This is a genomic window from Exiguobacterium sp. R-39, from assembly GCF_049942815.1.
Lineage (GTDB): Bacteria > Bacillota > Bacilli > Exiguobacteriales > Exiguobacteriaceae > Exiguobacterium_A.
In genome coordinates this window covers 1255590-1281458 of record NZ_CP187965.1, presented here as the reverse complement: position 1 = coordinate 1281458, position 25869 = coordinate 1255590, and the positions used below count along the sequence as shown (strand labels likewise).

Here is a 25869-nt window from a genome sequence, read left to right as displayed (position 1 = left end):
CTCCTCTGTAACGTACTCTGTTCTTCTAATTCCCTGTCTCCTCTAAAAATATAGCAAAAAAAGAAACCACAGATGTGATTTCTTGAAAAGTTGACCTATTTTGAAAAATTCAGATCGTACATCTCACGTCCCGGAATCGGATCATTCAGGCTGACCCAATCCGTTTCGTGCTCTTGAACGAGGCAGGTGTCGAACTCCGCTTCAAGCGTTACCTGATCGAAACCAATCCCGATCAAGACCAACTCCGTCCGGCGATCTGCGACCGACTCGAAGCGTCCGGCGTATTCCATATTCGAAGCATATCCAGCCTGATGGAACAGCAAGGCGATTTCCGGGCGCGTCGCAAGATAGACAAAGCCCTTCGCGCGAACGATTTCTTCCGGCCAGGCCTCAATCAGTGCCATCAACCGTTCGGGATGAAACGGGACATCGCGTTTGTAGACGAACGAGCTGATGCCGTATTCTTCCGTTTCCGGTACGTGTTCCTCGGCGTTCAGCTCACGGATCCAGCCGGCACTTGCTGCCGCCTGTTCGAAGTCAAACAGATCGACGTCAAGAATCTCAGCCGGATCGACTTGCCCGTGGGTCGTCTCGATCAGTTTGGCGATCGGATTGAGCGCCTTTAAGTAGCTTGTGACATCATGTTTTTCCGACTCGGTCAACCGGTCGATTTTATTCAGCAAAATGATATCCGCGAACTCGACCTGATCGACGAGGAGATCGACGACTTCCCGGACATCCGTCTCGTCGACTGCCTGTTGCCGCTCAATCAACGATTCACCGGACTCAAAGTCTTTCAGGAAACGATAGCCGTCGATGACTGTTACCATCGCATTGATTTTTGTCGTCTCCGTCAAATCAATCTGACTGTCTTCGTCAAGATATGTAAACGTCTGGGCAACCGGAATCGGTTCCGAGATCCCGCTTGATTCAATGACGATGCCGTCGATATCGCCCTGGTCGACGAGACGCCGGACTTCCTGCAATAAATCGTCCCGCAGCGTACAGCAGATGCAACCGTTCGATAGCGTCACGAATGATTCTTCCGTCCGTGAAAAGCCGCCTTGTTCAATCAACACGGCATCGATGTTCACTTCACTCATGTCGTTGACGATGATGGCCAGCTTGCGTCCTTGCCGGTTGTTCAACAGATGATTTAATACAGTTGTCTTGCCGGCACCCAGGTAGCCGGACAAGACGGTGATCGGAATCGGATTCATACACAGTCTCCTTTTTAAATCGGAATCATTACGTTTTAAATAGTAATCGTTCCGGTTTAGCTTGTCAACTGCTGTTTCACAACATTATAAAATCCCCGTTTCCGTGACAATCCTTAAGGCGTCATGGAAACGGGGTATTCGGATCAAACTCATTTAAAAAAGGCGTTGCGGATCAAGCGGACGATTGTTGTCGCGGCCTCTTCCGAGAAACCGGCAATCGTATAATGATTCGTGTCCGGAATGACGTGAAATTCCGCGTCCGGCAAACTCGCAGCAAACCGTTCATGCGCCGCATTGATCCGCTTCGTCAGTTCCGGGTTCAGCCAGTTCTCGGGCATTCCGCCGGCCCAGTCTGATGCGGATAACACGAGGACCGGCGGCGTGATATGCTCGACGACTTCCAAGACGTTCTGATTATTCGCTTCGACTGCCTGCCACTCATCCAGCGTCCCCCGCCAGTGGTTTTTCCGTGCCATATTCCGCCACATCGGAATGCGGTCGGCTTCCGGCAGACTCGTAAACATCCGGGCACCGAGGTCATCCGGAATCAGCCAGGCGAGTGGCCGGACATGACTCAAGACATATAAAAAACGGTTCCATTCCTCCTGCGTCCGTTCGTACCAGTTCGGCAGTTCGGCGTCGACTTCCGGATGCGACGGATCGAGCAGAACGATTCCTGCCGTCTCGTCCGGACGGCGGCGTCCGAGTTCAAGCGAGATGTAGGCACCAAGCGAGTGGCCGATGAAGACGAACGGCCCTTTAATATCAAGCAAAGCGAGGACCCGTTCCAGTTCGTCCGCTTGTTGCGTAAACAACCGTTTCGTTTTGCCACGGGTCGATCGACCGTAACCGAGTCGGGAATATTCAAAGACCCGTCCCTGTTTCAACAATTCCCCGCGGAGCCAGCCCCATTGGTAATGACTCGACATCATCCCGTGATCAAGAATGAATGTCACATTGCCCGTCCCCGTCAAGCGTGTATCAAAGCGGCCGTCTGCTGTATCGACAATTCGTTCCATTAAAATCCTCTCCTATTCAAACAAATCTAACTTGATGTCATACCCAAGCAGGTTCAAGTAATCAAATAACTGTGACCGGTGGTGGTACAAGTGAACAGCTGCTTCCAGCAGCCAACCGGTCGAATTATCGGTGACGCTCCAGTAGGTCGTCTCCGTCGAAAAACCGGCCGTAAGCCGATCTTGATAATACCGCCACGACTGGTCTAGCCGGTCGACAAGTTGCTCCGGCAGCACCGGAACGGCATAGAACTGTGCCATCTCGTCCGCCGTCGCCCCTGTTGCAATCCGCAGATCGGCTTCGAGCAACACAGCGAGATGAACCGCCACTTCATAGACGGACCGTTTGCCGGAAATCGGACGTTTGTCCCAATCCTCCGGCTGAATCAGCCTGATCAGCTCACGTGTCGTCCGGACGCCGACACCAACATGCCGGTCAAGTGCCTGTTGCCAGTCAGTCATGCGACCACCAGGCCAGTGCCCGTTGTTCCATCGCTTTAACGAAGCTGTCCTTTCCGGCAATGTAGGCACTGATGTCTTCCGGATACCAATTCGCCAGTTGCTCTTTGATTGTACTGTACGCTTCGACTTCGTGCGGATGTTCCCGCAAGTAATCCCGAAAGACGACGTGACGGGTGATTTCCGGGTTGCCGCTTGCATAAAGATGAATGTGATGCGTCCGCGCGTCTCCGCCCTTCCGGTAATAGCGGCGCCCGGGCATCCCGAACTCCCCTTTCGCTTCATAGCCGATCTGTTCCATCGCTGCGTCAAACGCTTCAATCCCGTCGATTAAATCGACGACCGGCAGAATATCGAGAATCGGTTTAGCCAACAATCCCGGAACCGATGTACTGCCGATATGATGAACCGCCAGCAGACGTTCGCCGAAAATCTTCTCCAACTGCTCTTTTGCCTCTTGAAACGCCTCCGGCCACGACGCTTGATATGGTGTGACGATGACTTGCCGCATGCTATCCGCTCCCCTCGTATATAGTATGCCAGTTTTTTCTGCAAAACTAAAACGACTCCTCAGACGAGAAGCCGTTTTCCTGCCTTATTTTTTCGTGATGAAGTAACGCGATTGATCGAGACGATCAGATGCTGTATAGATGTTCATCTTGTATGACCCTGTCGCAAGACCGGTCCGCATCTTCAGGACGTAGTTGCCGTGGTTGTCGGCAACGTCCTGCGCAATAAATTTGTAACCGCTGCTTGTTTTTTCGAACAAGCGGACGATTTGACGTTTTTCCACTTTGCCCGTCAATGTCTTTTTACCCGCCCATTTTTTGACCGGATACGTATTTTTAATCGTAAATGACGCCTTTTTCGTAATCTTGTTTGAGATGTCCGTCGACTTGACTGTGTACGTGCCCGTCATCAGACCATTTTTGACCGGAATCTTGAAGCCGCTTGCCGTCGTTTTCGCTTTCGCGATTTTCGTCGACCCTTTATAGAGCGTGACATCGAGTCCTTCCGTTGCTTTTCCTGTCAAGACCGTCGAACCGTAGACGGCTGATTTCTTGTCGATGGCCGGCGTCGCCACGACACCTGTTCCGACCGTGACCGTCGTTTCTTTTTTCATGAAACCGAGCTCCGAGACGACCGTCAACTTGTCACGCAGTTTGACCGGACGGACCGTCACGGCATACTTGCCGGTTTCGTCGGCTGTCGTCGTGCCAAGGACTGTCGTGCCGCGTTTGACTGTAACTTTTGCTCCGGCAACCGCTGTTCCCGTGACAAGTTTTGCTCCCGGTTTCACAGCGCTGACGCTGACGTTAAAGTCTTTCATCGGGACGTCGAGTTTAAACTTCAGGAACGTACCGGTCTCACCGGCGCGTTTGACGCCCGTGTTCGTGATGCCTTCGTAACGTTTCGTGTAGTCCGCTGCGGCTTCGGCTGAATCAAAATCAACCGTGATTGGTTTGCTTGCGACGAGTGACCAGTTGTTGTCCGCTTGATAATCAACCGGTTGTTTTGCTTTGATGAAATCCGAGATGACGTTGCGTGTTTCGTAAGCCGATTTGTAGACGATTTTCTTTCCGCCGCCGAGACCAGGGAAGCTTGCGCTGCCGGCACGGTAGTTGTTCGTTGCGACGAGGAACTCCTGATCATCCGTGATTTCCTTGCCTTGGTATTTGATGTTTTGAACACGGCTTGCGTCTTCTTTGACGACCACCCCGTTGAAATCAAACTTCGCCGGTTTCGTGATGTCGATATCGTACGTCAAACCGTCCAGAATATCGAAGTTGTAGCTGCGGAACTCTTTGTTCAGCAAATCTGTCTGCGCATCCGTCACTTCGTTGAATTGACCGGCTGACATCTCGAGCCAGTTTTTGACGTCAGCTCCTGTCACTTTGACGACTTCGAGTGTGTTCGGATAAACATACAGATCAGCGACGTTTTTCAACGCGATCGGTCCTTTTTTGATCAACGTGTAGTCTGACGCGTTCACTTGGTTGCGTCCGCCTGTCTTGAACGGTGCACCGGCAGACAGGAGCGGTAAATCTTTATATTGGGCGAGATCGGCATTTTCTTTCAGTTGTTTCTCGACGTACCATTTTTGCGCGTTCGTGACGAACTGGACGGAATCGTCATCCTGAACGAGCGCAAAGAAGCTTTGGATATCATCATTGATTGTTCCGACTTGCTGGCGGATGTAGGCAAGTGTGCCTTCGTGTGCTTTTTCAATCAATTTGACGGCACCGGCATCAGCTGCCGTGTCTTTTGTGACGTCTGCCAGTTTTGATCCGGCTGTATCGACGATCCATTTCTCGCCGTCCTGCTTCAATTGCAAATCAATCACGCCGACGTTTTTTCCTTGTGTGTTGGCCATGACAACCGGTTTGCCGTTGATGAGACCGTTTGCTGCGTCGACGTTCGGTAAGTTATTGAACGCTGATGTCTTGTCCGGGAATTTTCCGTGCTGGTGACCCGTCATCAAGACATCGATGTCCGTGATTTTTGTCAACGCGTATCCGACATTTTCATCGCCGTCTTTTTGATCCGCTGTATCACCGATTCCTGTGTGCGCAAGTGCGACGACGACGTCTGCACCGGCATCTTTTAATTTCTTCGCCGTTGCTTTAGCGACCGGTACGATATCTTCCGCTGTCACTTTTCCTGTCAGGTTTCCGGCATCCCACGCCATGATTTGTGGAGTGACGACACCAAAGACACCGACTTTGACCGTTTTCATCTGACCGTTTTGGTCTTTGACTTGACGTTCGATGATTTGATAATCTTTCCCGTCCGTGTTGAATTCGGAAACGATCGGTTTTTTCGTAACGGCATCGAGCACATTCGAGTTCACGAATTTGATTTCGCCGCTTGATGCTTTCATCGCTGACTTCAGGAAGTCGAGCCCGAAGTTAAACTCGTGGTTGCCGAGTGTCACGGCGTCATAACCGATGTATTCCATCAGTTCGTACATCGGATGTTTCCCTTTGTTGCCTTTGTCGTACTGATTTTTGACGTAATCGCCAAATGGTGTCCCTTGTAACGTATCCCCATTGTCGAATACGAAGCTGTTGGCTTCGCCGACGACGTTTTGTTCCTGTTTAATGACGGTTGCCGCTTTGACAAGACCAATCGTCTCATCTTGCACATCCTTGAAGTAATCGTAGTTCATCGAGTTAGTATGTAAATCAGTAGTCTCTAAAAAACGAAGTTTGACGACGCTGTTATCGGCGGCGAGTGTCTTGACTTGAATGACGGGCGCAAGCATCGGTGCGATCAACGTGCTGGCAATAACGATTTTCGTGATTTGTTTCATCTGATTTCCCCCTAAGTATAATTGACTGCTCAACTAATTTAACACGCTTTCATTGTAGCTTATAGCTTCTTTGAATAGGTCGGACATCCGTCTTATTTAACCTGCTTAACTAATTCCAAATACTGGATTAATAATCTTTAAATGAACTTTACATGCCAAAGAAAAAGCGCCGGTCTGCCCTTTCAGGTCGACCGGCGCCATGGACTATACAGTTGGTTTTCGTTTGATGACAAATCCGATCAATCCGGCAATCAATGCCATTCCAGCAGCATAGAGCGGTGTCAGTCCGGTCGGTTGCTGTGAAAACTGCAACAGCGCTTCATTGCGCCAAGCGACCGTAAAGTCTGCCGTCGTCGCTTGAGCGACGAGGAAACTCGTGACCCCAACGAGGACAGCGAAGACAATCGGATCAAGGATGGTCTTGAAGGACCGGATACCGGCAAGCAGATACAGCAGGAACGGAATCAGAATCAAGACCCAGTACGCACTTTCCGAGTTGACCGGCTCCGGCGTGACTCCGGCCGATTCAGCATCAAGCGCTTGAATCGTCTGCCGGGCGATGCCGTAATCGATCGGTTCGAGATTCAACCGGGTATCCGACAAATCAGGTCGTTCCCCGCCGATAATCGTCAACAGTTGTTCCGTCACCCGATCGGTGTCGACTTCTTCCAGAACATCTTCGATCGATTGATTTAATTGACCGGTCGAGGTCTCACCGTTCAGCATCGTCACCGGGACATCAACATCCGCACCGAGTACATTCGCCTTATAGGTGATCTGTCCACCATGCAACAATTCATACATGCCGCCGCTGCCGGCATCAAGACTGGCGACGGTCAAAGCTGTCCGAAGGGCCGAATCCCCGTCATACTGCGTTTCATCCGTCACGACGAGATACAGCTGAAGACAGCTCGCAAACATTAAGACGAGCAAGCTTCCCCGTGCGGCTGCCGACAACCCGGACAACCCTTGCGGATACAAGGCCAGATAACTTAATGCAATCACGATGCCGAGTGCAAGCAACCCTTGGGTCAACACACCGTCCTGGAACGATAAAAAGGGAACCGAATCACTGCGCTGAACGAGCATGAACCAGCCAATCCACGCCGTTATCAAAAAACTGACGGACCGGACTGTCCAGCCGAGCCGGTTGGCTTTGATCCGCATCATTAAAAAGAGAATAAAAACAAAAACGATACCAAATACCGACAGCAACAAGGAACCATACGTCACGTCGAACGTCAGCGGTGATAGAACCTGGTTCAAATCGATTCCGAAGATAGACAGGACATCACCGGCCGAACTGGCACCAATTACTTGGTTGATGATTGCTTCCCGGACGGCAGCCGGCATCGTTACGTCGAGTCCACCGATAAACAGCAACATCAGTGTGACCGTCACGTCGCTGCTTCCCCAGGTAACGTCCGCGTCCTGCATTTGCTTCACGAGTGACTGATAATCACTGGAAGACTCGATTTGTCCGGTTACGACTGTCATCAGGCCATATAACACGGCAAAGAAGATGAGCCCGAACCCGATCCCGAACACGAAATCCATAATCGAGAAACGCCTGTTGCGCCGCTCTTGTCGTTGCTCCATCGTCAATCCCTCCTTTTCCTTTGTTTGATTATTCCTGTTCTATGCCGTTCAGAAACGCCAACTGCCTATTTTCAATAACTTTTGGTCATTTCTGTACGATATACTCTAATTATAACCAAATCTGTATGGAAGAGGGATTTTGCTTTCACGAGGAGGAACGACGTGTCACGAAGAGAAAAGCATTCAATAATTAAGTGTTCACGCCGGATGCTGTTGGAGGCTTCGAGTAGCTCCCACTTTCTTTCAACAAATGGCTCGATTATCTGATTGTTGCGCAAGGGGCGATGTATTGGGACTGGTTTCGTTAATACTGTTTAACGAATCAATCTGTTTTGGTAATACGCGGTTTAAAGAGGAGAAATAGCAGGATTCCCGCAAACTTTCGCAGTAACTGATAAAATTCATGTGTTTCTACCGCTGTTCCCTGCAATAACACTTCATATTTTGCCCATCGGTCTTCGTACACCAGCCCGGAATCCCGATAGCCATTCCGCACATAGAATTTTTTCCGTGTCACCCGCTGTTGATAATTTTCAGCACTCTCATCCAGGTTCTCGATGTTTAATAGAATCCGATTTCCCGGCCGGTGTTCTTCAATCTTCTTTAAGAGTTGACTGCCGTAGCCGCTGGATCTTGCTTGACCGTCAACAGCAACATACAAAACGTACGTTAAATCTTGATGCGTGATCAGATAGGTAAAACCAACAAAAATGTTTTGATCATACAGCGCCCAAAAATCCACAGAGCGTTTGTTGGCTTTTCTCAACAACATGTTCATTGGCATCCGTTCATGATCCGGGAATGCTTCCAGGTATAATTGAGTTACCCGGTCGATATCCCGATGGCCTTTCGTCAATTGTTCTATTTCCAAAAACATTTTCACTACTCCTTTTAAAAAAATAAACTTGATGTGGTCGAAGGACCAAAGTCTTCTCCGACCACATCAAGTTTTTTTAAAGTCATTGTTTTGAAAGAGGTGCATCCTATTTTGCATTCATCGCAGAGACAAACGCCGGTAAAAGAGAATCGTCAACAGCACGATGATTCCAAGCAGTACATACATGACGGTATATCCAATAACCGGCAACATCAAGCCGAGTAAAACCGGACCGAGTCCATTTCCGATATCAAAAAAAATAAGAAACGTCGCCGTTGCACGGGCTTTTCCTTCGCGCGGGACCGCTTTCACAGCCATCGTCTGGCTGATCGAAGAGAGATTCCCGAATCCGAGTCCAATCAACAGGCTGGCAAATAAAAAGACAACGGCATCAGTTGCATTACTCAGTAAAAACAGCCCGACGGCAAACAGGAGAAAGGCAGGATACATGACGACGTCGGGTCCGCGCTGATCCATCAAACGTCCCGTGACAGGACGTGAAACCAAAACCGCCAGCGTGTAGACGATAAAGAAATAACTGGCAGCAGTGATTAGATTACGCTCGATGGCAAATAAACTGATATACGAGAGAATACTGGAAAAACAAAAAGTCATCACTAAAATAATCAAGCTGATGGGTAATGCTTTTCGTTCAAACACATGCGTCCACTTCAAATCCGAAGTCGGCTTATTCGTTTTCTTCGCTGGAACCGAAAGAAACCATCCACACACCACACTCAGGACTGCCAGCAGCAAACAGAATAAAAAGATTGTCGTAAATCCTGTGCGGGGCATCAAAAACAGTCCAACGAACGGACCGATTCCGGTGGCCAACGCTGTACTTACTGCAAAATATCCGATGCCCTCTCCGCTTCTTTCTTCCGGAATCGTCAAGACGACGATCGTTCCGATGATAGTTGTTGCAATCCCCATCGCAAAACCATTTAACAAACGGGTAAAGGCAAAAAAGGTAAATCCAAAATCCAAAATATAGAGAGCCATCGTCAGGGCAAAGAACAGTAATCCAAAGCGTAATAAAGACTGACCGTTCACTTTCGACAAAAGCATCCCTGTCACCAGACGCCCTGCCAACGCACCGATGATAAAAATACCTGCAACTAACCCCGCCTGACCAGTCGTCGTCCCCAACTCATTGAGGGTATACAGTGTGATGATGGAGTTGAGCAACAAATACTTGAACTACCTCCACCTACGCTTCACTTGGAGGTGGAGGATTCCTGAGTTATCCGACCTGACGGTCGAAACCTGATCAGGCTAACCCCGTCGTTCCGACGGTTGAAGAAGCTAAGATGCGTTCTGCTTCTTGTTTGAGATTCAGTCCTGCGTTCACATCTCGGTCGTGATGGATGCCACAACTCGGGCATGTCCATTCACGCAAGCCGAGGTGTTTCACGTCTTTGTGTTGATGTCCGCAACTGGAGCACAGTTGACTGGAAGCAAAGGTCTTGCCGACTTTCACGACGGCCTTCCCGTACCATTCCGCCTTGTACTCCAGCATGCGGAAGAACGCCGACCAGCTGACGTCCGAGATGGCCTTGCTCAACTTGCAGTTCTTCTGCATGTTCTTCACCTGCAAGGTCTCGATGCCGATGACGTCGTGGTTTTTGACGATTTCGGTCGATACCTTGTGCAGGAAGTCTGTTCGCTTGTTGGCAATCTTCTCATGGATACGGGCAACCTTCCGCTTCTGCTTCTGATAGTTCCTCGCCTCGGAAAGCGTGACTTTCTTGTTCAAAGCGATGCGTTGACGGCGGGAGAGCTTGCGCTGTTCGCGCGCCAGTTTCTTCTCGAGCTTACGGAAGTAACGGTCGTTCTTATAGATCGTGCCGTCCGACAGGATGGCGAAGTTCTTGAGTCCGACGTCGACGCCGACAGATGAACCGGTCTTCGGCAGCTCGTTGATCTCCTGCTCGACGAGCAGGGAAACGAAGTATTTTCCTGATGCGTTACCTCGGATTGTGGCGTTCAAGATACGGCCTTTGACCTGTTTCGAATGGGCGAAACGAACCCATTTCAGCTTCGGAAGTTTGAGCTTGTTGCATCCAATCGAGACTTCAGGAAGCTGGTTTTTGCCTTGGATGTTGGTCTTGTACGACTGGACGGGATGGCGCTTGGACTTGAATCGAGGGCGTTTATTCTGCTTCTTGAAGAAGCGGTCAAACGCATCAGCAAGATGTTTGACGCTGATCTGAACAGATGTACTATCGACTTCCTTCAACCAGTCGAACTCCTGCTTCAACAAAGGAATTTCTTTAGAACAAGAACCGTAGGACAGTCCTTTTCCAGTGGTCTTGTACATTTCCTCCCACTTCGCCAAGAAGTGGTTAAAAACGAAGCGCGAACACCCGATCGTCTTCGCGATCAGGATTTCCTGCTCTTTTGTCGGATAGATCCTGAATTTGTAGGCCTTGTGCTTCAACACCATTTTTCACCTCCTTCAAGGGGAATATACCCGAAAGGCAGGCCAGCGATTCATCTCCCACTTTCACTTCGTTTAGAAGTGGGAGTATTCTCGCCTAATTTTGATAAAAATCAAGAAAAAGTTGATACTTGATAACAGCACAAATTCTTTTGTCCATAAAGACCGTTTATCTATCTGTTTCAAAATGAGTGCCTCCAAAAATTACGGCAACTCCAGTTAAACTTAAAACACAAACCGCTCGCCATCTTCCGGCACGATGAGTTGAGAAGAAAAGTGATGTTCAACGGCAAACGTTCTTAAATCTGTCCGAGACAATGCCCAGTGATTCACAGCTTCCATATGGACGGAAAGAATCCGTGCGGTTGGTGCGGCCTCGTGGACAGCTAAGACGTCTTCCGCTCCCATCACCAGTGAGCCACCTTCCACAAACTGGTTGTCGCCTGCGTTGACGACGATGACTTCCGGTTGATGCTGCTTGATCACTTTCTCCACTTCTTCATACCAGACCGTGTCGCCAGCGATATATACGGTTTTTTCATCTTCATGTTTAAAGACGACTCCGCATACCGAACCGGCGATTTCCAAAATGGGTCCTCTGCCGTGCTCGCCTTTTGTTTGAATCAACTGAATTCCTTCAAAAACGGTATCTTCTTGTAAGACTTTGACGTTTTGGAATCCGCTGTTTCTAATTTCTTGGGCATCCTGTTCATTCTGAGTGAACAAAGGAATGTCTTTTGATAGTACTTCTTTTGCCACATCGTCCCAATGATCGAGGTGCAAATGTGTGACAATGACAGCATCTGCCTCGATAATAGAGTCGAGTGAAACCGGCAATTCGTTTAACGGATTTTTTTGATCTTGTCGTGCCGAATTTGGAAATGCCGGATATGCTCCCTTGTCTGCTAAAAACGGGTCAATCAAAAATGTTTTACCGGCATAGTCCAGTTTTAACGTTGCATTACGGATATGTTGGATGTTCATGTATACCACTCCTTTTCGTTGTTAGGAGCCTAGTATATAATTTGAACGTCATCCCGATACAGAGCTTACTGAAGGTATTTTTGCCGTTTTACTTTACTTATGAAGGGATTTGAAATCGTGTTGGATCAAACGGACTTACAAATCATCAACGAGCTGTCACAAAACAGCCGGATCACGATGAAAGAATTGGGTCAAAAAATTCACTTAAGTGGACCCGCAACATCGGCCCGGGTTTTAAAATTAGAGGATCAAGGCATCATCGAAGGGTATACGATTCTTGTTAACCCTTTAAAGATGGGCTATACGATTCATGCGATGATTAGTATCTATACGAAAGATACCCATCACCAGCCGTATCTCTCGTTTCTCAAAAAACATCCGTTATATGTTCTGAATAATTATAAAATCAGCGGGGACAGTTGTTATCTATTGGAGTGTCGTTTTCCATCGAACAAGGAACTGGATTCGTTTTTAACTGAATTAAATGAGCATGTGAATTATCAGTTATCGATCGTGATTAACAAATGAGTAAACTTTACTTCACGATTATGAACACACGAAAGCCTTGCCTCCGTTAACCGGAAGCAAGGCTCTTTTGAATTGCCATGATGTTTTTCTCTCTATTAGATACCTTCGTAAGCGAGTTCCATGATTTGACGGAGTTCCGTCACGAGCGGCATTTTCGGATTCGCAGTCGTACATTGATCCTCAAACGCATCGACGGCCATCTTGTCGAGTTTCGCTTCAAAGTCGGCTTTTTTGATTCCTTGGGCTTTGAACGACATCTTGATGTTGAGGCGTTGTCCGAGTTCACTGACAGCTTGGATGAATGATTCGACACCTTGTTCTGTCGTCGCTGCCGGCAGACCGAGGTAACGGGCGATTTCCGCATACCGTTCATCTGCAATAAACGATTCGTATTTCGGGAAAGCGGCCAGTTTTGTTGGTTTTGTTGCATTGTAACGGATGACGTGCGGCATCAGAATCGCATTCGTCCGACCGTGTGGTGTGTGGAACTCCCCACCGATTTTGTGTGCGATCGAGTGGTTGATGCCGAGGAAGGCATTGGCAAACGCCATTCCGGCCATCGTGGACGCATTGTGGACTTTTTCGCGTGCTTCGGCGTCTGAACCGTTATCGTAAGCGCGTGGCAAGTACTCAAAAATCATCTTGATTGCTTTTAATGCCAATCCATCCGTGTAGTCGTTCGCAAGGACAGAGACGAAAGCTTCCGTCGCGTGGGTCAGGACATCCATCCCTGTATCGGCCGTGATAGAGGCAGGCACCGTCATGACGAACTCCGGATCAACAATTGCGACGTCTGGTGTCAACGCATAGTCAGCAATCGGATACTTAACGTTTTTCTCTTTATCGGTGATGACAGTGAACGGTGTGACTTCTGATCCCGTACCGGATGTCGTCGGAATGGCGACGAACTTCGCTTTATTACCGAGTTCCGGGAATTTATAGGCCCGTTTCCGGATATCCATGAATTTTTGACGGAGGTTCGAGAACGTTTCGTTTGGCTGCTCGTAGAACAACCACATCCCTTTCGCAGCATCCATCGCCGATCCGCCACCGAGGGCGATGATCAGGTCCGGTTTAAAGTCACGCATCGCCTGGGCACCGACTTGAACGGTCGTCACGGATGGATCCGGTTCGACTTGGTCAAAGATCCGGTAGCTGACGCCTGCAGGCAAGTTACGGATGACTTTGTCGGCATAACCGAACTCAACCATCGATTGATCGGTGACGATCAATGCACGTGAGACATTTTGAATCGATTTCAAGTATTGAACCGAGTTTTTCTCAAAGAAAATCTTTTCCGGTACTTTGAACCACTGCATGTTCACGCGTCGTCTCGCCACCTTTTTGACATTGAGTAGATGTTTCGCCGTTACGTTTTCTGAGACCGAGTTTTTCCCGTATGATCCGCAACCGAGTGTGAGTGACGGTGTCAATTCATTGTAGAGATCGCCGATTCCGCCGTGTGCTGACGGACTGTTGACGAGAATCCGGCAGGCTTTCATCCGGAGACCAAACGCTGTCATCAACTCATCATCTGTTGTGTGAATGACTGCCGTATGACCGAGTCCGCCGATTTCAAGCATCCGTTCCGCGACATGGAAGGCGTCATTCGTTGACGCAACGCTGTACGCACCGAGAACCGGACTTAGTTTTTCGTGTGATAACGGTTCTTCAGCCCCGACTTTTTCGAGTTCCGCGACGAGCATGACGGTGTTGCCCGGAACATCGATGCCGGCTTTTGCTGCAATCCATGTCGCAGGTTTTCCGACGATATCCGCATTGACGGCACATGTATCGGTTTTGATGACGAGTGCTTCGAGACGTTTTTTCTCATCCGGTGTACAGAAGTAACAACCGAGTGCTTCCATCTCTGCCCGGACTTCCGCATAAATTTCCTGGTCGACGATGACGGCTTGCTCGGACGCACAAATCATTCCGTTATCAAATGTTTTGGAGAGAACCAAATCACTGACGGCGCGTTTGATTTTAGCTGATTTTTCGATGTAACACGGTACGTTACCCGGCCCGACACCAAGTGCTGGTTTACCGGTTGAGTAAGCGGATTTGACCATGCCGGCTCCGCCTGTCGCGAGGACCATCGCGATGTCGGTATGGTTCATCAAAACTTTTGTTGCTTCAAGTGACGGTTGTTCGACCCACTGGATACAATCTTTCGGTGCACCCGCTTTGACGGCCGCATCGCGTAATGTTTTCGCTGCTTCGAGGGAACAGTTTTGTGCTGATGGATGGAAGGCGAACACAATCGGGTTACGCGTCTTGATCGCGATCAACGCTTTGAACATCGTCGTTGACGTCGGATTCGTCACCGGTGTGACGCCACAGACGACACCGACCGGTTCCGCGATGTACGTGATACCGTTTTGGACGTCTTCTTCTAAAATCCCGACCGTTTTTTCATTCCGGAGACTATTGTAGATGTATTCTGTTGCGAACATGTTTTTGATCATTTTATCTTCAAAGACACCGCGTCCTGTCTCTTCAACCGCGAGACGCGCCAGTTCGACGTGACGTTCAAGACCGGCGAGCGCCATGTCCCGCACGATCGTATCGATTTTCGTTTGATCAAATGTCAGTAATTCTTGAAGTGCCGTTTGACCTTTCGCGACGATTTGATTGATTGCTTGTTCGACAGGTGAGACATCTTGTTTGATTTTTTCTTTGACAGCCATGTTAGGTTTCCTCCCTATTTTGGAACGAATCTGAGTCTGCAATTCCCTATTAGATGTTAGGAATGCCAAGCTGATTTTCAATAGTTTGTGCTTTCCTTCACAAATCAATCATACCGCCTTTTGTTACATTTGTGCATGGCTATCCTGTGAACTATTTCACACGAATGATAGCGTTTTCAAAGAAACAACCTGTTCTGACGTAAGGATTCGCTTTTTTGTACCGCTCCTGTGATAACTGTCACAGCAATCGATGAATCTGCTTGTCTGACCAATCGTTCATCGTGTACGCTAGGAATAGTTCCATCATTCATTTGTCTTAAAGGAGGAAGTTTCAATGTCAGTCGTTAATCAAATGCTTGCGTTTAATCAACAGTTCGTTGAGGAAAAACAATACGAACCATTCATCTCGGATAAGTTCCCGGATAAGAAGGTTGTGATTCTGACCTGTATGGATGCACGTTTGACGGAGCTCCTTCCCCACGCACTTGGTCTGAAAAACGGTGATGCGAAAATCATCAAAAATGCCGGAGCCGTCCTGTCCCATCCATTCGGATCTGTCATGCGGTCGATTCTCGTCGCGCTCTATGCTCTTGGAGCAGAGGAAGTCATTGTCATCGGACATCATGACTGCGGCATGAGCACGATTGACCCGGCGAAGATGATCGCCGAGATGCAGGATCGTGGCATCAATGAACAGGTTCTGCACACGCTGGATGCTTCCGGCGTCGATTTGAAGCAATGGTTACGCGGCTTCACATCGGTCGAAGAAAATGTCAGCCACTCGGTCGGACTGATCAAAAACCATCCATTGTTGCCACCGGGCACGGAAGTCCACGGACTTGTCATCGATCCGGGAACAGGTAAACTCGACCAAGTCGATTGCTGAATCACGTTTTAATGAAGAAGAAAGGTATGGCCAACCTCAATTTGACGTCGGTCATACCTTTTTTGTGTTTTTTTCTTGACAGTCAAAAGATCGGTCTGTATGATACTTTAGTATAGTACAGTGATACCAAAAGAAAGTGTGGTTTTAGTTCATGTTTAATGCAGTCATTATTGCCGTTGCTCTATTATTTCTTTTAGCCATCTTCCGGGTCCATATCGTCCTCGCGATGGTTCTCAGTGCCGTCGCCGGCGGACTGATCGGCGGTCTCGGCATCAACAAGACGATCGCGACGTTTGCTGAAGGACTTGGCGCCGGGGCCGAAATCGCCCTCAGTTATGCCTTACTCGGTGCGTTTGCTGTCGCCTTGTCGAAAACCGGACTTCCGGATGCGTTGGCACATGCTCTGATCAAACGTTCAAAAGGATCCGCTGACGCGGCGTCAGTCAAGAAGTTAAAAGGCTTTATCGTCTTTGCAATCTTGTTGCTCGCGATCAGCTCACAAAACGTCTTGCCGATTCACATCGCCTTCATCCCGATCATCATTCCACCGCTCCTCGGTCTGTTTAATGAGATGAAGATTGACCGTCGCCTGATTGCCATCGTCATGACGTTTGGTCTCGTCACACCGTACATGTTCCTGCCGGTCGGCTTCGGGGATATCTACTTGAACCAGATCCTTTTGCCGAACATTTCGAAAAACGGAATGGACACGGCTGGTGCTTCCGTCATTCAGGCAATGGCGATTCCGGCACTCGGAATGCTCGTTGGTCTGTTGATTGGTCTTTACGTTTACCGGAAACCACGGGAATACGAAATGAGGAACATCGCACCGGACGACTATGAGATTCCCGTCATCACGAAAACAAAATTGTTCCTCAGCGGACTCGTCGTCCTCGCGACCCTCGCTGTCCAGCTGACGACCGAATCGATGATTTTTGCTGCGACAACAGGTCTCGTCCTGTTTCTCCTTCTTCGTCTCGTCCGCTTCAGTGAAGCAGACGATGTCATCACCCGAGGTATGCGAATGATGTCGTTCATCGGATTCGTCATGATTTCAGCGAATGGATTTTCGAACGTCCTCCGGAAAACCGGTGACATCGATCCGCTCGTTGAGAATTCAAAAGCCTTGATGGGCGATTCCCAACTCGTTGCCGCTTTCGTCATGCTATTGATCGGACTGCTCGTCACAATGGGGATCGGCTCGAGTTTCTCGACGGTTCCTGTCATCGCTGCGATTTTCGTCCCGCTTTGTGTCCAGTACGGATTCAGTCTGGAAGCGACGATTGCTATCATCGGGACGGCCGGTGCCCTTGGCGACGCCGGAAGCCCGGCATCCGATTCGACGCTCGGTCCAACAAGTGGATTGAACGCTGACGGACAGCATGATCACATGCGGGAAACCGTCATCCCGACATTCCTGCACTACAATCTGCCGCTGCTCGTTTTCGGAACGATTGCCGCGATGGTGTTATAAAAAGTATGTTTTCAGGAACCAATGCCATAATCGGTATTGGTTCTTTTTTTGAATCATTTTGCTTCATTAAACGGGCTGTACCTTCTACTTAAAGATGCTTAGTAAATATTTGCTTCGTCAGATTAAAGATTTTTTCTTTCATTTTCCGGCTTTCTTCTCTAATATAAAGGAATGAAGTGAAGCTGAAGGAGTGTTCGATGTGTTATCTCAAGTTGTTAATAACGTTTTATTATACCTCGCTGATCTAGGGTATTTCGGTATTGCCTTAGGATTGATGATTGAGATCATTCCGAGCGAAATCGTCTTGTCTTACGGCGGATTCATGATTTCCCAAGGAACGATCGGTTGGCCGCTTGCCGTTGTTGCTGCTGTCATCGGCGGTTTGTTTTCGCAATTATTTTTATACTGGTTTGCCCGTTACGGCGGTCGACCATTGATTTTAAAATACGGAAAGTACCTGCTGATTACGGAACACCATCTCGATCTCGCAGAACGCTGGTTCCTGAAATACGGACAAGGCGTCATTTTCGGAGCCCGCTTCATTCCGGTCGTCCGTCATGCGATTTCGATTCCAGCCGGTCTTGCAAAAATGGATCAGACGAAATTCTCATTCTACACTGTCCTCGCCATCATTCCCTGGTCGATTCTTTTCCTCTACCTCGGTGAGACGCTCGGAACGAACTGGCGCTCGATTAAAGAAGTGGCCGCACCTTATACGAACGGTGTCCTGATTGCTGCTGTCGTTATGATTCTCTTATATGTCTTCCTGAAAAAGCGTCAACGTACAACCTAATTCAAGTTTTGCAGTCTGTCCCCGCGGCAGACTGTTTTTAAAAAGGAGCGACTTATCTTGGATACTTCCAACACATTAAAAATTCACCTCGACCGCGTTACGGCGTCTCAAGTTACCGGTAAACACATTGCCACGGGATTGACGATTTCAGGACAAATCATGATGATTGAAGAAATTTATGATACAAAACGACATCGGAACGTACTGCATGTCCATCGTCTGCATGACCAATGGCGGACAACGACGATCATCGCTCAGGCCGAAACAGATTTCAGTTATGTCGACTCATTTTCTGACGGACGGATTCTCCTTGTCGCTTCACGATGCGACGATGATATCGACGGTTTGTGGCTGCCGAATGCTTTTATTTACGATTCAGCGGGACATCTCCTCGATAGTTTTTGTCTTGATGACGGGATTCAAAACGTCCATATTGATGAAAAAAACCAAATTTGGGTCAGTTACTTCGATGAGGGCGTCTTTGCCGATGCCGTGACCAATTCGGTTGGTTCCTTTGGATTAGTAGTCTTCGATGAATTTGGACAAGCCGTTTTTAAGAACAAGGATTATCCGATTGATGACTGTTATGCGCTGAACGTCTGTGCGTCGGACGATGCCTGGTTCTTTTATCATCCGGATTACCGGGTCGTCCACTTTCATCAAGGAAACAGTACAAGCTATCAAGTCCCGCGTCGGCATTTTTCAGATTTCGTCGTCCAAGGCGAGTATTTGATTTCAACGGACAATGAACATACGTATTTGCTAAAGCGGGAAAGCGATAAGTATGTCGAGATGGCACGGATTTTATTCGAGTCGGAAAAAGGCTCTCCGCTGCAAGGAACCATCAAAATGCGCCAAAACCGAATCGTCCTCTCAACGGATACCCGTCTTTATGCGGGAACGTTTACAGATTTCATTCCAAAATGACAAGTTGCCGAATCCCTTCATTTTGAAGGGATTCGGCTTTTTTTCATTTCTTTTCATTTATATTAGGAAAAACGAAAATGTTTTCAGAAAAAGCTTTCAATTCTCTTTTTTAAGATAGTATACTCATGGTTATAGTGTTTCGGACTTGTCTGACAAGTTCAAGAGTAATCATTTTTTTGGTACATGGGGGTACTTATGGAATCGAACTTAAAGCGGGAATTAACAGCACGACAAGTACAAATGATTGCCTTAGGGGGGACCATCGGCGTCGGCCTATTTCTTGGATCGTCAAGTACGATTGCCTGGACCGGTCCATCTGTCATTCTTGCCTACATGTTGGCAGGGGCCTTCATCTTTTTAATCATGCGCGCCTTAGGTGAGATGGTCTACACCCATCCACACACCGGATCGTATGCAAAGTTCGCGAATGATTACATTCATCCGGCAGCCGGCTTCATGACGGCGAGCAGCAACATTTTCAACTGGGTCATTGTCGGGATGAGTGAAGTCATTGCCGTCGGGACCTACATGCGGTTTTGGTGGCCGGATCTACCGACCTGGATTCCGGGTGTCGTCGTCATCGTCATCCTGACGCTTGCGAACCTCGCCTCGGTCAAAATGTTCGGCGAACTCGAATTTTGGTTTGCCTCCGTCAAAGTTATCACAATCATCCTGATGATCATCGCCGGTCTCGGCATCATCCTGTTTGGTTTCGGAAACGACGGGACGCCGATCGGCTTCTCGAACCTGTGGTCACACGGCGGCTTCTTCACGAACGGCGTCAGCGGCTTCTTCTTCGCCCTCTCGATTGTCTTCGCGTCTTATATCGGCGTTGAACTAATCGGTGTGACAGCCGGGGAGACGAAGGATCCGGAAACGAACATCACCCGTGCCATCAACGGCGTCATCTGGCGGATCCTGATTTTCTACGTCGGAGCAATTTTCATCATCGTCACCGTCTATCCGTGGGATCAGCTGGCCGATCTCGGCAGCCCGTTTGTTGCGACGTTTGCTAAAGTCGGGATTACAGCCGCAGCAGCCGTCATCAATGTCGTCGTCATCACGGCTGCGATGTCCGGTTGTAACTCCGGCATCTTCAGCTCGAGCCGGATGATTTATACGCTCGCGGAAAAAGGACAAATGCCGTCGCTTTTCCTGAAGGTCAACAAAAACGGGATTCCACTCTACACGGTCCTTGCCGTGTCAGCCGGTATCTTTGTCGGAATCATCCTCGACATCGTCCTGCCATTGTTTCTCGGCAAAGACACGAATATCTTCGTCTATGTCTACAGTGCGTCAGTCTTGCCGGGAATGGTACCATGGTTCGCCATCCTGGTCAGCCATATCCAGTACCGGAAAATCGAAGCCGACCGGATTGCCGATCATCCGTTTAAGATGCCCGGCGCACCGTATACGAACTACATCACGATTGTGATGCTGCTGATCGTCCTCGTCGGAATGTTGTTCAATGATGAGACCCGTGTCTCGATTCTGATCGGACTCGTTTTCCTGATTCTCTCCGGTATCTATTATGTAGTACGCACACCTAAGTCGTCTTAAAACAACGCTGTCCCCGGCTAAAAAAGTCGGAGACAGCGTTTTGTCATTTCTTCAAGGCACCCCTTGCGTTGAGTGCCGCAAATACGACCATCGCAATACTCAAAACGGCAGCGACGATGACACCCTGCGTATAAACACTCCAATCAATCGTCTCGCGTAGCAGGACGGCCCGCATCCCTTCCATGATATACGTCGTCGGATTGAGGGTCGCGGCTACCTTTAACCATTCCGCTTCAATCAACTCTTTCGGGACAAACGTCGTCGATAAGAAAATCAATGGAAAGAACAGTAATGTCCCGGCTTGTGCCGCCTGGGCGTTCCGAGTTTTCAGAGCAACACCGACGGAATAACCGGCAAAGGCAAGACCGAAGCCGAGAGCGAGGACAATCGTCAGGAAAAAGCCGCTGATCCCCGCCGGAATCGATAGACCAAGTAGAAAGCCCATTCCGAAAATCAATAACGTCTGAACGAATAATTGCAACATCCCGGCAAGCATCGGACCGAGAACGATCGCTGTCCGTGAGACCGGTGTCAACAGCAAACGGGCAAAATAACCGCTCTCAATATCTTTGACGAGTGCCTGCCCCGCTCCCCCGGCTCCTCCGACGGCACCGGAGACGATTGAGACCGGCAGGATGAAGTTCAAATAGTCGACGCCGCCGAACTGGGGCAGACTGGAGATGCCGGACAGCCCGCTCGTGTAGACGAGCAGGAAAAAAACGCTGATGATCAAGTTCGGGATGAACGAAAACGGATTGCGTAAGGTCACGAGCAGGCTGCGTTTCGTCAATATCAAAGTTTCCCGCCACATATCAGCTCTCCTCCTTATAGGCCTGACCCGTCAGTTGAATGAAGACATCATCGAGCGACGGCTGTTTGACGACAAGCGAACGGGCCGTCAAGTGCTGTTCATCGAGATAGCGGACGACCTGCTTCAGCGTCTCTGTCCCGTCGGACGGCAAAATGATCAGACCCTTCTCGATCCGACCATCAAACGCCTGGCGGAAAGCCTCGCTCGACTGTTCCCCTTCAAGGACGACCTCGATCCGTTCTGTTCCGTTCAGCGCTTTCAGCTCCGCCGCCGTGCCCTCGGCAATCAGCTTCCCGTCATTGATGATCGCGATCCGGTCCGCCAGCTGATCCGCTTCTTCCAGGTACTGTGTCGTCAAAAAAATCGTCGTTCCGTATTCTTCATTCAATCGCCGGACTTCCGTCCAGATTTGCTGACGGCTCGCCGGATCAAGTCCGGTCGTCGGTTCATCCAAAAACAGTATGGTCGGCTGATGAACAAGGGTCAAAGCTAAATCAAGCCGGCGTTTCATCCCGCCGGAGTACGTTCCGGCGCGGCGTTTCCCGTCTGCCGATAATCCGACGAGCTCAAGCAATTCAACGGCCCGCCCGACGGCTTTGTCGTGTGAAAAACCAAACAGTTTCCCTTGCAGCACGAGTAACTCCTCACCTGTCAAATCATTGTCGATCCCAGTTTCCTGGAGGGCAACACCAATCTGCAGCCGGACGTCTTTTTGGTTTCGCTGAATGTCGTACTGGTTGATCGTTGCACTGCCGGACGAGACGGCAATCAATGTCGTCAGCATTTGAACCGTCGTCGATTTACCGGCACCGTTCGGTCCCAAAAAGGCAAAAATCTCTCCCTTGTCGACATGAAAGGAAATCTGATCCACGACTTTTTTCCCGTTATATTCCTTCGTCAACCGGTCTACTTCAATCATGTTCATCCGCCCTTCCGTTGGTCAGACAATCGTTCAGTCACTTCCTTATTTTTATCTTTACCCGTTTTTTTATCGGTTGCACAAAAAAGGACAAATCCCAAATTGGATTTGTCCCTCGGTTTCTTCAGTTAGATGACACCATGCACGACAGAAGCGACAGACCACTTTTCTTTTAAGGCTCGAATCCGTTCCTGTCCTTCATAGGAATTCATCCATAGATTCATGACATCCAGGACTTCGGTCTGTCGATCCTGAATCAGATAACTTTTTTCGGCCGGAATCCACTTTTCAGTGATTTTCGGAGCCCCTAGCCGCGTATCCAGCGACGCATAATAAATCGCTTCAACCGTATCCGTGATCATGACATCGACTTCGCCGGTCGCGACAGCTGCCGGGATAGCCAAATTATCGGCATACATGACGATATAGGCTTGATCAAACGTCTGCCGGACGAATTGTTCGTTCGTTCCTCCTGGGTTTAAGCCGATTGTCACGTCCGGTCGATTGATTGCCTCGATTGACGTCAGCAGGTCGAGATCCGTTGTCCGGACGAGCGGTGTCTTTTGAAACGACAAGTAACTTTTCGTGAAGTCACCGACGATTTCGCGTTCAATGTTTTTCGTGACACCACCGACGACCATATGAAATTTTCCGGCACGCAGATCACGGGTCAGTGTTCCCCATGTCGTTGGAACAAACTCGACTTCAAGACCGGCTACTTCCGTAAACGAACGGATGACATCGATGTCAAACCCTTCATATTGGTTGGTCTGACGGTTCAGGTACGTAAACGGTTTATAATCTCCGGTCGTTCCGACGACAATCTTCTTCTTGGTGAATACATTTTGTTTACTAACGCTGAATGAACCCATCGCATTCTTTAATCGTGTCGCTACCATGAGACCGGAAAGCAACAGACTTCCTCCAAGTGCCAATCCTCGTTTATTCACTCTGCCCGCTTCCTCTCTCTGTCTGACACTCTGTTTTGTATAATACTCAAAACAGTACCATATTGTTCTAACGGTTCCAACAATTTTTTGATTATTTCGTCAAAAAGAGGCAATGTTCTTTCATCAAGTCCTCTTGATTGCAGGATACACTTACTTTCTTCCATACTGACAGAGAACGAATCAACGAATGGGAGGAATGGAAGATGAGTAACGTATTCATTATTGGAGCAAACGGAAAAGTCGGTCGTCAGGTGGCGAAACAATTAAGCGGATCGAGTCACGACGTCCGCGTCGGATTACGTTCAAAAGAACAGTATGCCGATTTTGAAGCCCTCGGGGCAACACCGGTTTTTCTCGATTTGGAGCAGGATGTCGCGTCGATTCAAGATGCGATCCAAGGCAGTGACATCGTCATCTTCACAGCAGGATCCGGCGGTCACACCGGTGCCGACAAAACCATTTTGATTGATCTCGACGGAGCCGCAAAATCGGTTGCGGCAGCAGAAGGGATTCAGGCAGGCCAGTTCATCATGGTCAGTGCGTTAAATGCCGATTCGCCAGAAACGTGGTCCGACAGCATGAAACCGTATTATGTCGCGAAACATTATGCGGATCGTCTGTTGCGTGAAAGTTCTCTTGCCTATACGATTCTGCGCCCGGGTGGCCTGACGGACGAGGCGGGAATGGGAGCGGTGACGACGGATCCGGCATCAACGGACGAAACGACGATTGCCCGCGAGGATGTCGCACGTGTCGTCGTCGCATCAATCGGACAACAGTCGGCATTCCACCAAACGATTCCGTTATTGACGGGTCAAACCGCGATTGCTGAACTGTTTGCTTAACTAAAAAACGAGCTGATCCATTGGATCAAGCTCGTTTTTTTGATTCAGGAAGCCTGTTTGACTTCGACGATATGTGCCTGTTCCCGGCGAACTGCTGTCAAAATCAATGTGACCACAAGCGTCACGAGCAGAATAACCGCCAATCGTAAGAGATAGGTCGAGATATCACCGTCAAAATACAGCAACCGGGTCAAACCGCCGACGGCATTCGGAACCGGCAGATAATGACCAATCGTTTGGTAAAACGGAGCCAGCATCGAAGACGGAACGATATTGCCCGCCGTCATCAGTTGGAACGGAATCAATGCGACATTCACAAGCGGGGCAATCGGACCAAAAATTGTGAAGTTCATCTGCGTGACACTGATACACGTTGCTGTCAGCAACAGTTGGAACGCCCATACTTTCAAGAATGATGTCTCGATATCGGCAAAGGCAAACGCAAGCGATACCATGACGAGCGGAACAACCAGCAGGACGATCCCGTGCAACAGTTGTTTGCTCCAAAAGAGTGACCATTTCGAAAAACGTTTTTGGAGAATTTGTGTCACGAGATTAAATTGAATTCCCATCGTCATGACGGCAATATAAATGACAAATCCAAGCAACAACGGCAACATCGACATTGAGAAATCGGATACCTCGTGTTCGATGATGATGTCCGATTGGATAGCCGGTTGACCGTTGATTCCTTTGGCGATTTCAGCTGTCGCCTGTTTCAGAATACCGTTCGCGAACTCGGCATTTGCCTGGTTGACATGAAACGTCATTTGTTTTGCATCGGTCAAGTCTGCCGCAAGCACCATCTCGACGTTTCCGGCATCGAGTTGTTTCATTCCTTCCGCTTCGGACGAAACGGCTTTGACGGTAAACGGACTATCGGCTTTGAGGTTTTGATATAGTCCTTCCGTCGTTGCATCTTTGACGACGGCGACGCGTAACTGATCCAACCGGTCCGTCGCGCCGTGGTAACCGGTCATCCAGACGACAAGGAACAAGACCGGAACAATCAAGGCAAACATTAACCCGACTTTCGTTTGTGTGATGGACCATACTTCTTTAAAACTCTTCATGTAATGTACTCTCCTTTTTATATGCATTACTTATAATAGCATGTGCAACTATTAGTTTAAAAAGAGAAACCACTTACGTCACATTTTTGTAAATGGTCTCGAGTGTTTTGATGAATTGTTTAATCTCTTTTTTCGACAGACCAAAAAACGCCTGCTGCTGGAGTTCATCGAGCGTCGGTTCGAGCAGCTGAATCGTCTGTATGCCTTTTTTTGTTGTCAACAAAATGAAAGCCCTCCGGTCTCTCGGATCCGCTGAACGAATGACAAGACCTTTCTTCACGAGCTTATCTAGGATTTTTCCCACTGTCGTCTGATCCCGCTCGGTCGTCAACGCCAACTGTTTTTGTGAGATGCCTTCCTGCTTATGCAGCTCACTCAACACTGAAAATTGTTCCGGTGTCAGGCCATGTTGTTCCATCCGTTTCGTGGCAGCCCGTTTAAAGGAAAGATAGCTGCGTGACAATTGCATACCAAGTGACCAATCCGCTTCTTTCATTAAGACTCC

The 25869-nt window shown here is 48.9% G+C and carries 23 protein-coding genes; 7 read left to right on the top strand and 16 right to left on the bottom strand.

What is annotated here, in order from left to right:
• Positions 1-95: 95 nt before the first annotated feature.
• The 10 genes from ACP26N_RS06555 to ACP26N_RS06510 all read right to left on the bottom strand — a co-directional run bounded on the left by ACP26N_RS06555 (position 96) and on the right by ACP26N_RS06510 (position 11908).
• Positions 96-1220 carry a GTP-binding protein gene (locus ACP26N_RS06555; protein ID WP_426355109.1) on the bottom strand — a complete coding sequence of 375 codons (1125 nt, stop codon included), beginning with the start codon at positions 1218-1220 and terminating at the stop codon, positions 96-98.
• A gap of 149 nt (positions 1221-1369) precedes the next feature.
• Positions 1370-2239: an alpha/beta fold hydrolase gene (locus tag ACP26N_RS06550; RefSeq protein ID WP_131502850.1), complete on the bottom strand. Its 870-nt coding sequence runs from the start codon at positions 2237-2239 to the stop codon at positions 1370-1372.
• A 12-nt stretch (positions 2240-2251) separates the two neighbouring features.
• Positions 2252-2698 carry a DinB family protein gene (locus tag ACP26N_RS06545; RefSeq protein ID WP_426355107.1) on the bottom strand — a complete coding sequence of 149 codons (447 nt, stop codon included), beginning with the start codon at positions 2696-2698 and terminating at the stop codon, positions 2252-2254.
• Entirely contained in the window at positions 2691-3206 is a 516-nt protein-coding gene (locus ACP26N_RS06540; RefSeq protein ID WP_214853632.1) for a GrpB family protein, read from the bottom strand. Before ACP26N_RS06540 ends, ACP26N_RS06545 begins: the two co-directional genes overlap by 8 nt.
• Positions 3207-3290: 84 nt before the next feature.
• Positions 3291-6008, bottom strand: a complete 2718-nt coding sequence (locus tag ACP26N_RS06535) for a bifunctional 2',3'-cyclic-nucleotide 2'-phosphodiesterase/3'-nucleotidase (RefSeq protein ID WP_426355105.1) — start codon at positions 6006-6008, stop codon at positions 3291-3293.
• A 204-nt stretch (positions 6009-6212) separates the two neighbouring features.
• Positions 6213-7607, bottom strand: a complete 1395-nt coding sequence (locus ACP26N_RS06530; RefSeq protein ID WP_426355104.1) for a hypothetical protein — start codon at positions 7605-7607, stop codon at positions 6213-6215.
• A 322-nt stretch (positions 7608-7929) separates the two neighbouring features.
• Positions 7930-8484, bottom strand: a complete 555-nt coding sequence (locus ACP26N_RS06525) for a GNAT family N-acetyltransferase (protein WP_426355103.1) — start codon at positions 8482-8484, stop codon at positions 7930-7932.
• A gap of 117 nt (positions 8485-8601) precedes the next feature.
• On the bottom strand, positions 8602-9675 hold the full coding sequence (locus ACP26N_RS06520; protein WP_426355101.1) for an MFS transporter: 1074 nt from the start codon (positions 9673-9675) through the stop codon (positions 8602-8604).
• A gap of 79 nt (positions 9676-9754) precedes the next feature.
• Positions 9755-10927: an IS200/IS605 family element RNA-guided endonuclease TnpB gene (gene tnpB / locus ACP26N_RS06515; protein WP_426355396.1), complete on the bottom strand. Its 1173-nt coding sequence runs from the start codon at positions 10925-10927 to the stop codon at positions 9755-9757.
• Positions 10928-11149: 222 nt separating this feature from the next.
• Entirely contained in the window at positions 11150-11908 is a 759-nt protein-coding gene (locus ACP26N_RS06510) for an MBL fold metallo-hydrolase (protein WP_426355100.1), read from the bottom strand.
• A 117-nt stretch (positions 11909-12025) separates the two neighbouring features.
• Between ACP26N_RS06510 and ACP26N_RS06505 the strand changes: the two genes are divergently transcribed.
• Positions 12026-12436, top strand: coding sequence for an Lrp/AsnC family transcriptional regulator (locus ACP26N_RS06505; protein ID WP_131502861.1), 411 nt, complete (start codon positions 12026-12028; stop codon positions 12434-12436).
• 95 nt (positions 12437-12531) lie between these two features.
• Here the strand turns inward: ACP26N_RS06505 and adhE are convergent, their stop codons facing one another.
• Complete coding sequence (adhE, locus tag ACP26N_RS06500; RefSeq protein ID WP_188004126.1) at positions 12532-15126, bottom strand: bifunctional acetaldehyde-CoA/alcohol dehydrogenase; 2595 nt, start codon at positions 15124-15126, stop codon at positions 12532-12534.
• A 334-nt stretch (positions 15127-15460) separates the two neighbouring features.
• On the opposite strand from adhE, the gene ACP26N_RS06495 reads away from it, so the two are divergent.
• The 5 genes from ACP26N_RS06495 to ACP26N_RS06475 all read left to right on the top strand — a co-directional run bounded on the left by ACP26N_RS06495 (position 15461) and on the right by ACP26N_RS06475 (position 20766).
• Entirely contained in the window at positions 15461-16012 is a 552-nt protein-coding gene (locus ACP26N_RS06495; protein WP_026828619.1) for a beta-class carbonic anhydrase, read from the top strand.
• Positions 16013-16163: 151 nt separating this feature from the next.
• Positions 16164-17486: a Na+/H+ antiporter family protein gene (locus ACP26N_RS06490; protein ID WP_026828620.1), complete on the top strand. Its 1323-nt coding sequence runs from the start codon at positions 16164-16166 to the stop codon at positions 17484-17486.
• Between the two features lie 199 nt (positions 17487-17685).
• On the top strand, positions 17686-18279 hold the full coding sequence (locus ACP26N_RS06485) for a DedA family protein (RefSeq protein ID WP_131502864.1): 594 nt from the start codon (positions 17686-17688) through the stop codon (positions 18277-18279).
• Between the two features lie 57 nt (positions 18280-18336).
• The gene (locus tag ACP26N_RS06480) at positions 18337-19206 is read left to right on the top strand and encodes a hypothetical protein (RefSeq protein WP_426355098.1); all 870 of its coding nucleotides are present in this window, start codon (positions 18337-18339) and stop codon (positions 19204-19206) included.
• Positions 19207-19401: 195 nt separating this feature from the next.
• On the top strand, positions 19402-20766 hold the full coding sequence (locus ACP26N_RS06475; protein ID WP_131973002.1) for an amino acid permease: 1365 nt from the start codon (positions 19402-19404) through the stop codon (positions 20764-20766).
• A gap of 43 nt (positions 20767-20809) precedes the next feature.
• Here the strand turns inward: ACP26N_RS06475 and ACP26N_RS06470 are convergent, their stop codons facing one another.
• The 3 genes from ACP26N_RS06470 to ACP26N_RS06460 form a co-directional block, all read right to left on the bottom strand.
• Positions 20810-21577 (bottom strand): ABC transporter permease, encoded by a 768-nt coding sequence (locus ACP26N_RS06470; protein ID WP_131973003.1) that lies wholly within the window; start codon positions 21575-21577, stop codon positions 20810-20812.
• A gap of 1 nt (position 21578) precedes the next feature.
• Positions 21579-22496, bottom strand: coding sequence for an ATP-binding cassette domain-containing protein (locus ACP26N_RS06465; RefSeq protein WP_131502868.1), 918 nt, complete (start codon positions 22494-22496; stop codon positions 21579-21581).
• 128 nt (positions 22497-22624) lie between these two features.
• A complete protein-coding gene (locus ACP26N_RS06460; protein ID WP_426355097.1) occupies positions 22625-23446 on the bottom strand; it encodes a transporter substrate-binding domain-containing protein in 822 nt (273 codons plus the stop codon).
• Positions 23447-23649: 203 nt separating this feature from the next.
• Between ACP26N_RS06460 and ACP26N_RS06455 the strand changes: the two genes are divergently transcribed.
• Positions 23650-24291, top strand: coding sequence for an SDR family oxidoreductase (locus ACP26N_RS06455; protein ID WP_188005384.1), 642 nt, complete (start codon positions 23650-23652; stop codon positions 24289-24291).
• Positions 24292-24335: 44 nt separating this feature from the next.
• Here ACP26N_RS06455 and ACP26N_RS06450 read toward each other — a convergent pair whose 3' ends face one another.
• Together ACP26N_RS06450 and ACP26N_RS06445 are read right to left on the bottom strand one after the other, a co-directional pair.
• Positions 24336-25364 carry a YhgE/Pip domain-containing protein gene (locus tag ACP26N_RS06450; protein WP_426355095.1) on the bottom strand — a complete coding sequence of 343 codons (1029 nt, stop codon included), beginning with the start codon at positions 25362-25364 and terminating at the stop codon, positions 24336-24338.
• A gap of 73 nt (positions 25365-25437) precedes the next feature.
• Complete coding sequence (locus tag ACP26N_RS06445; RefSeq protein WP_426355093.1) at positions 25438-25860, bottom strand: MarR family winged helix-turn-helix transcriptional regulator; 423 nt, start codon at positions 25858-25860, stop codon at positions 25438-25440.
• Positions 25861-25869 lie beyond the last annotated feature (9 nt).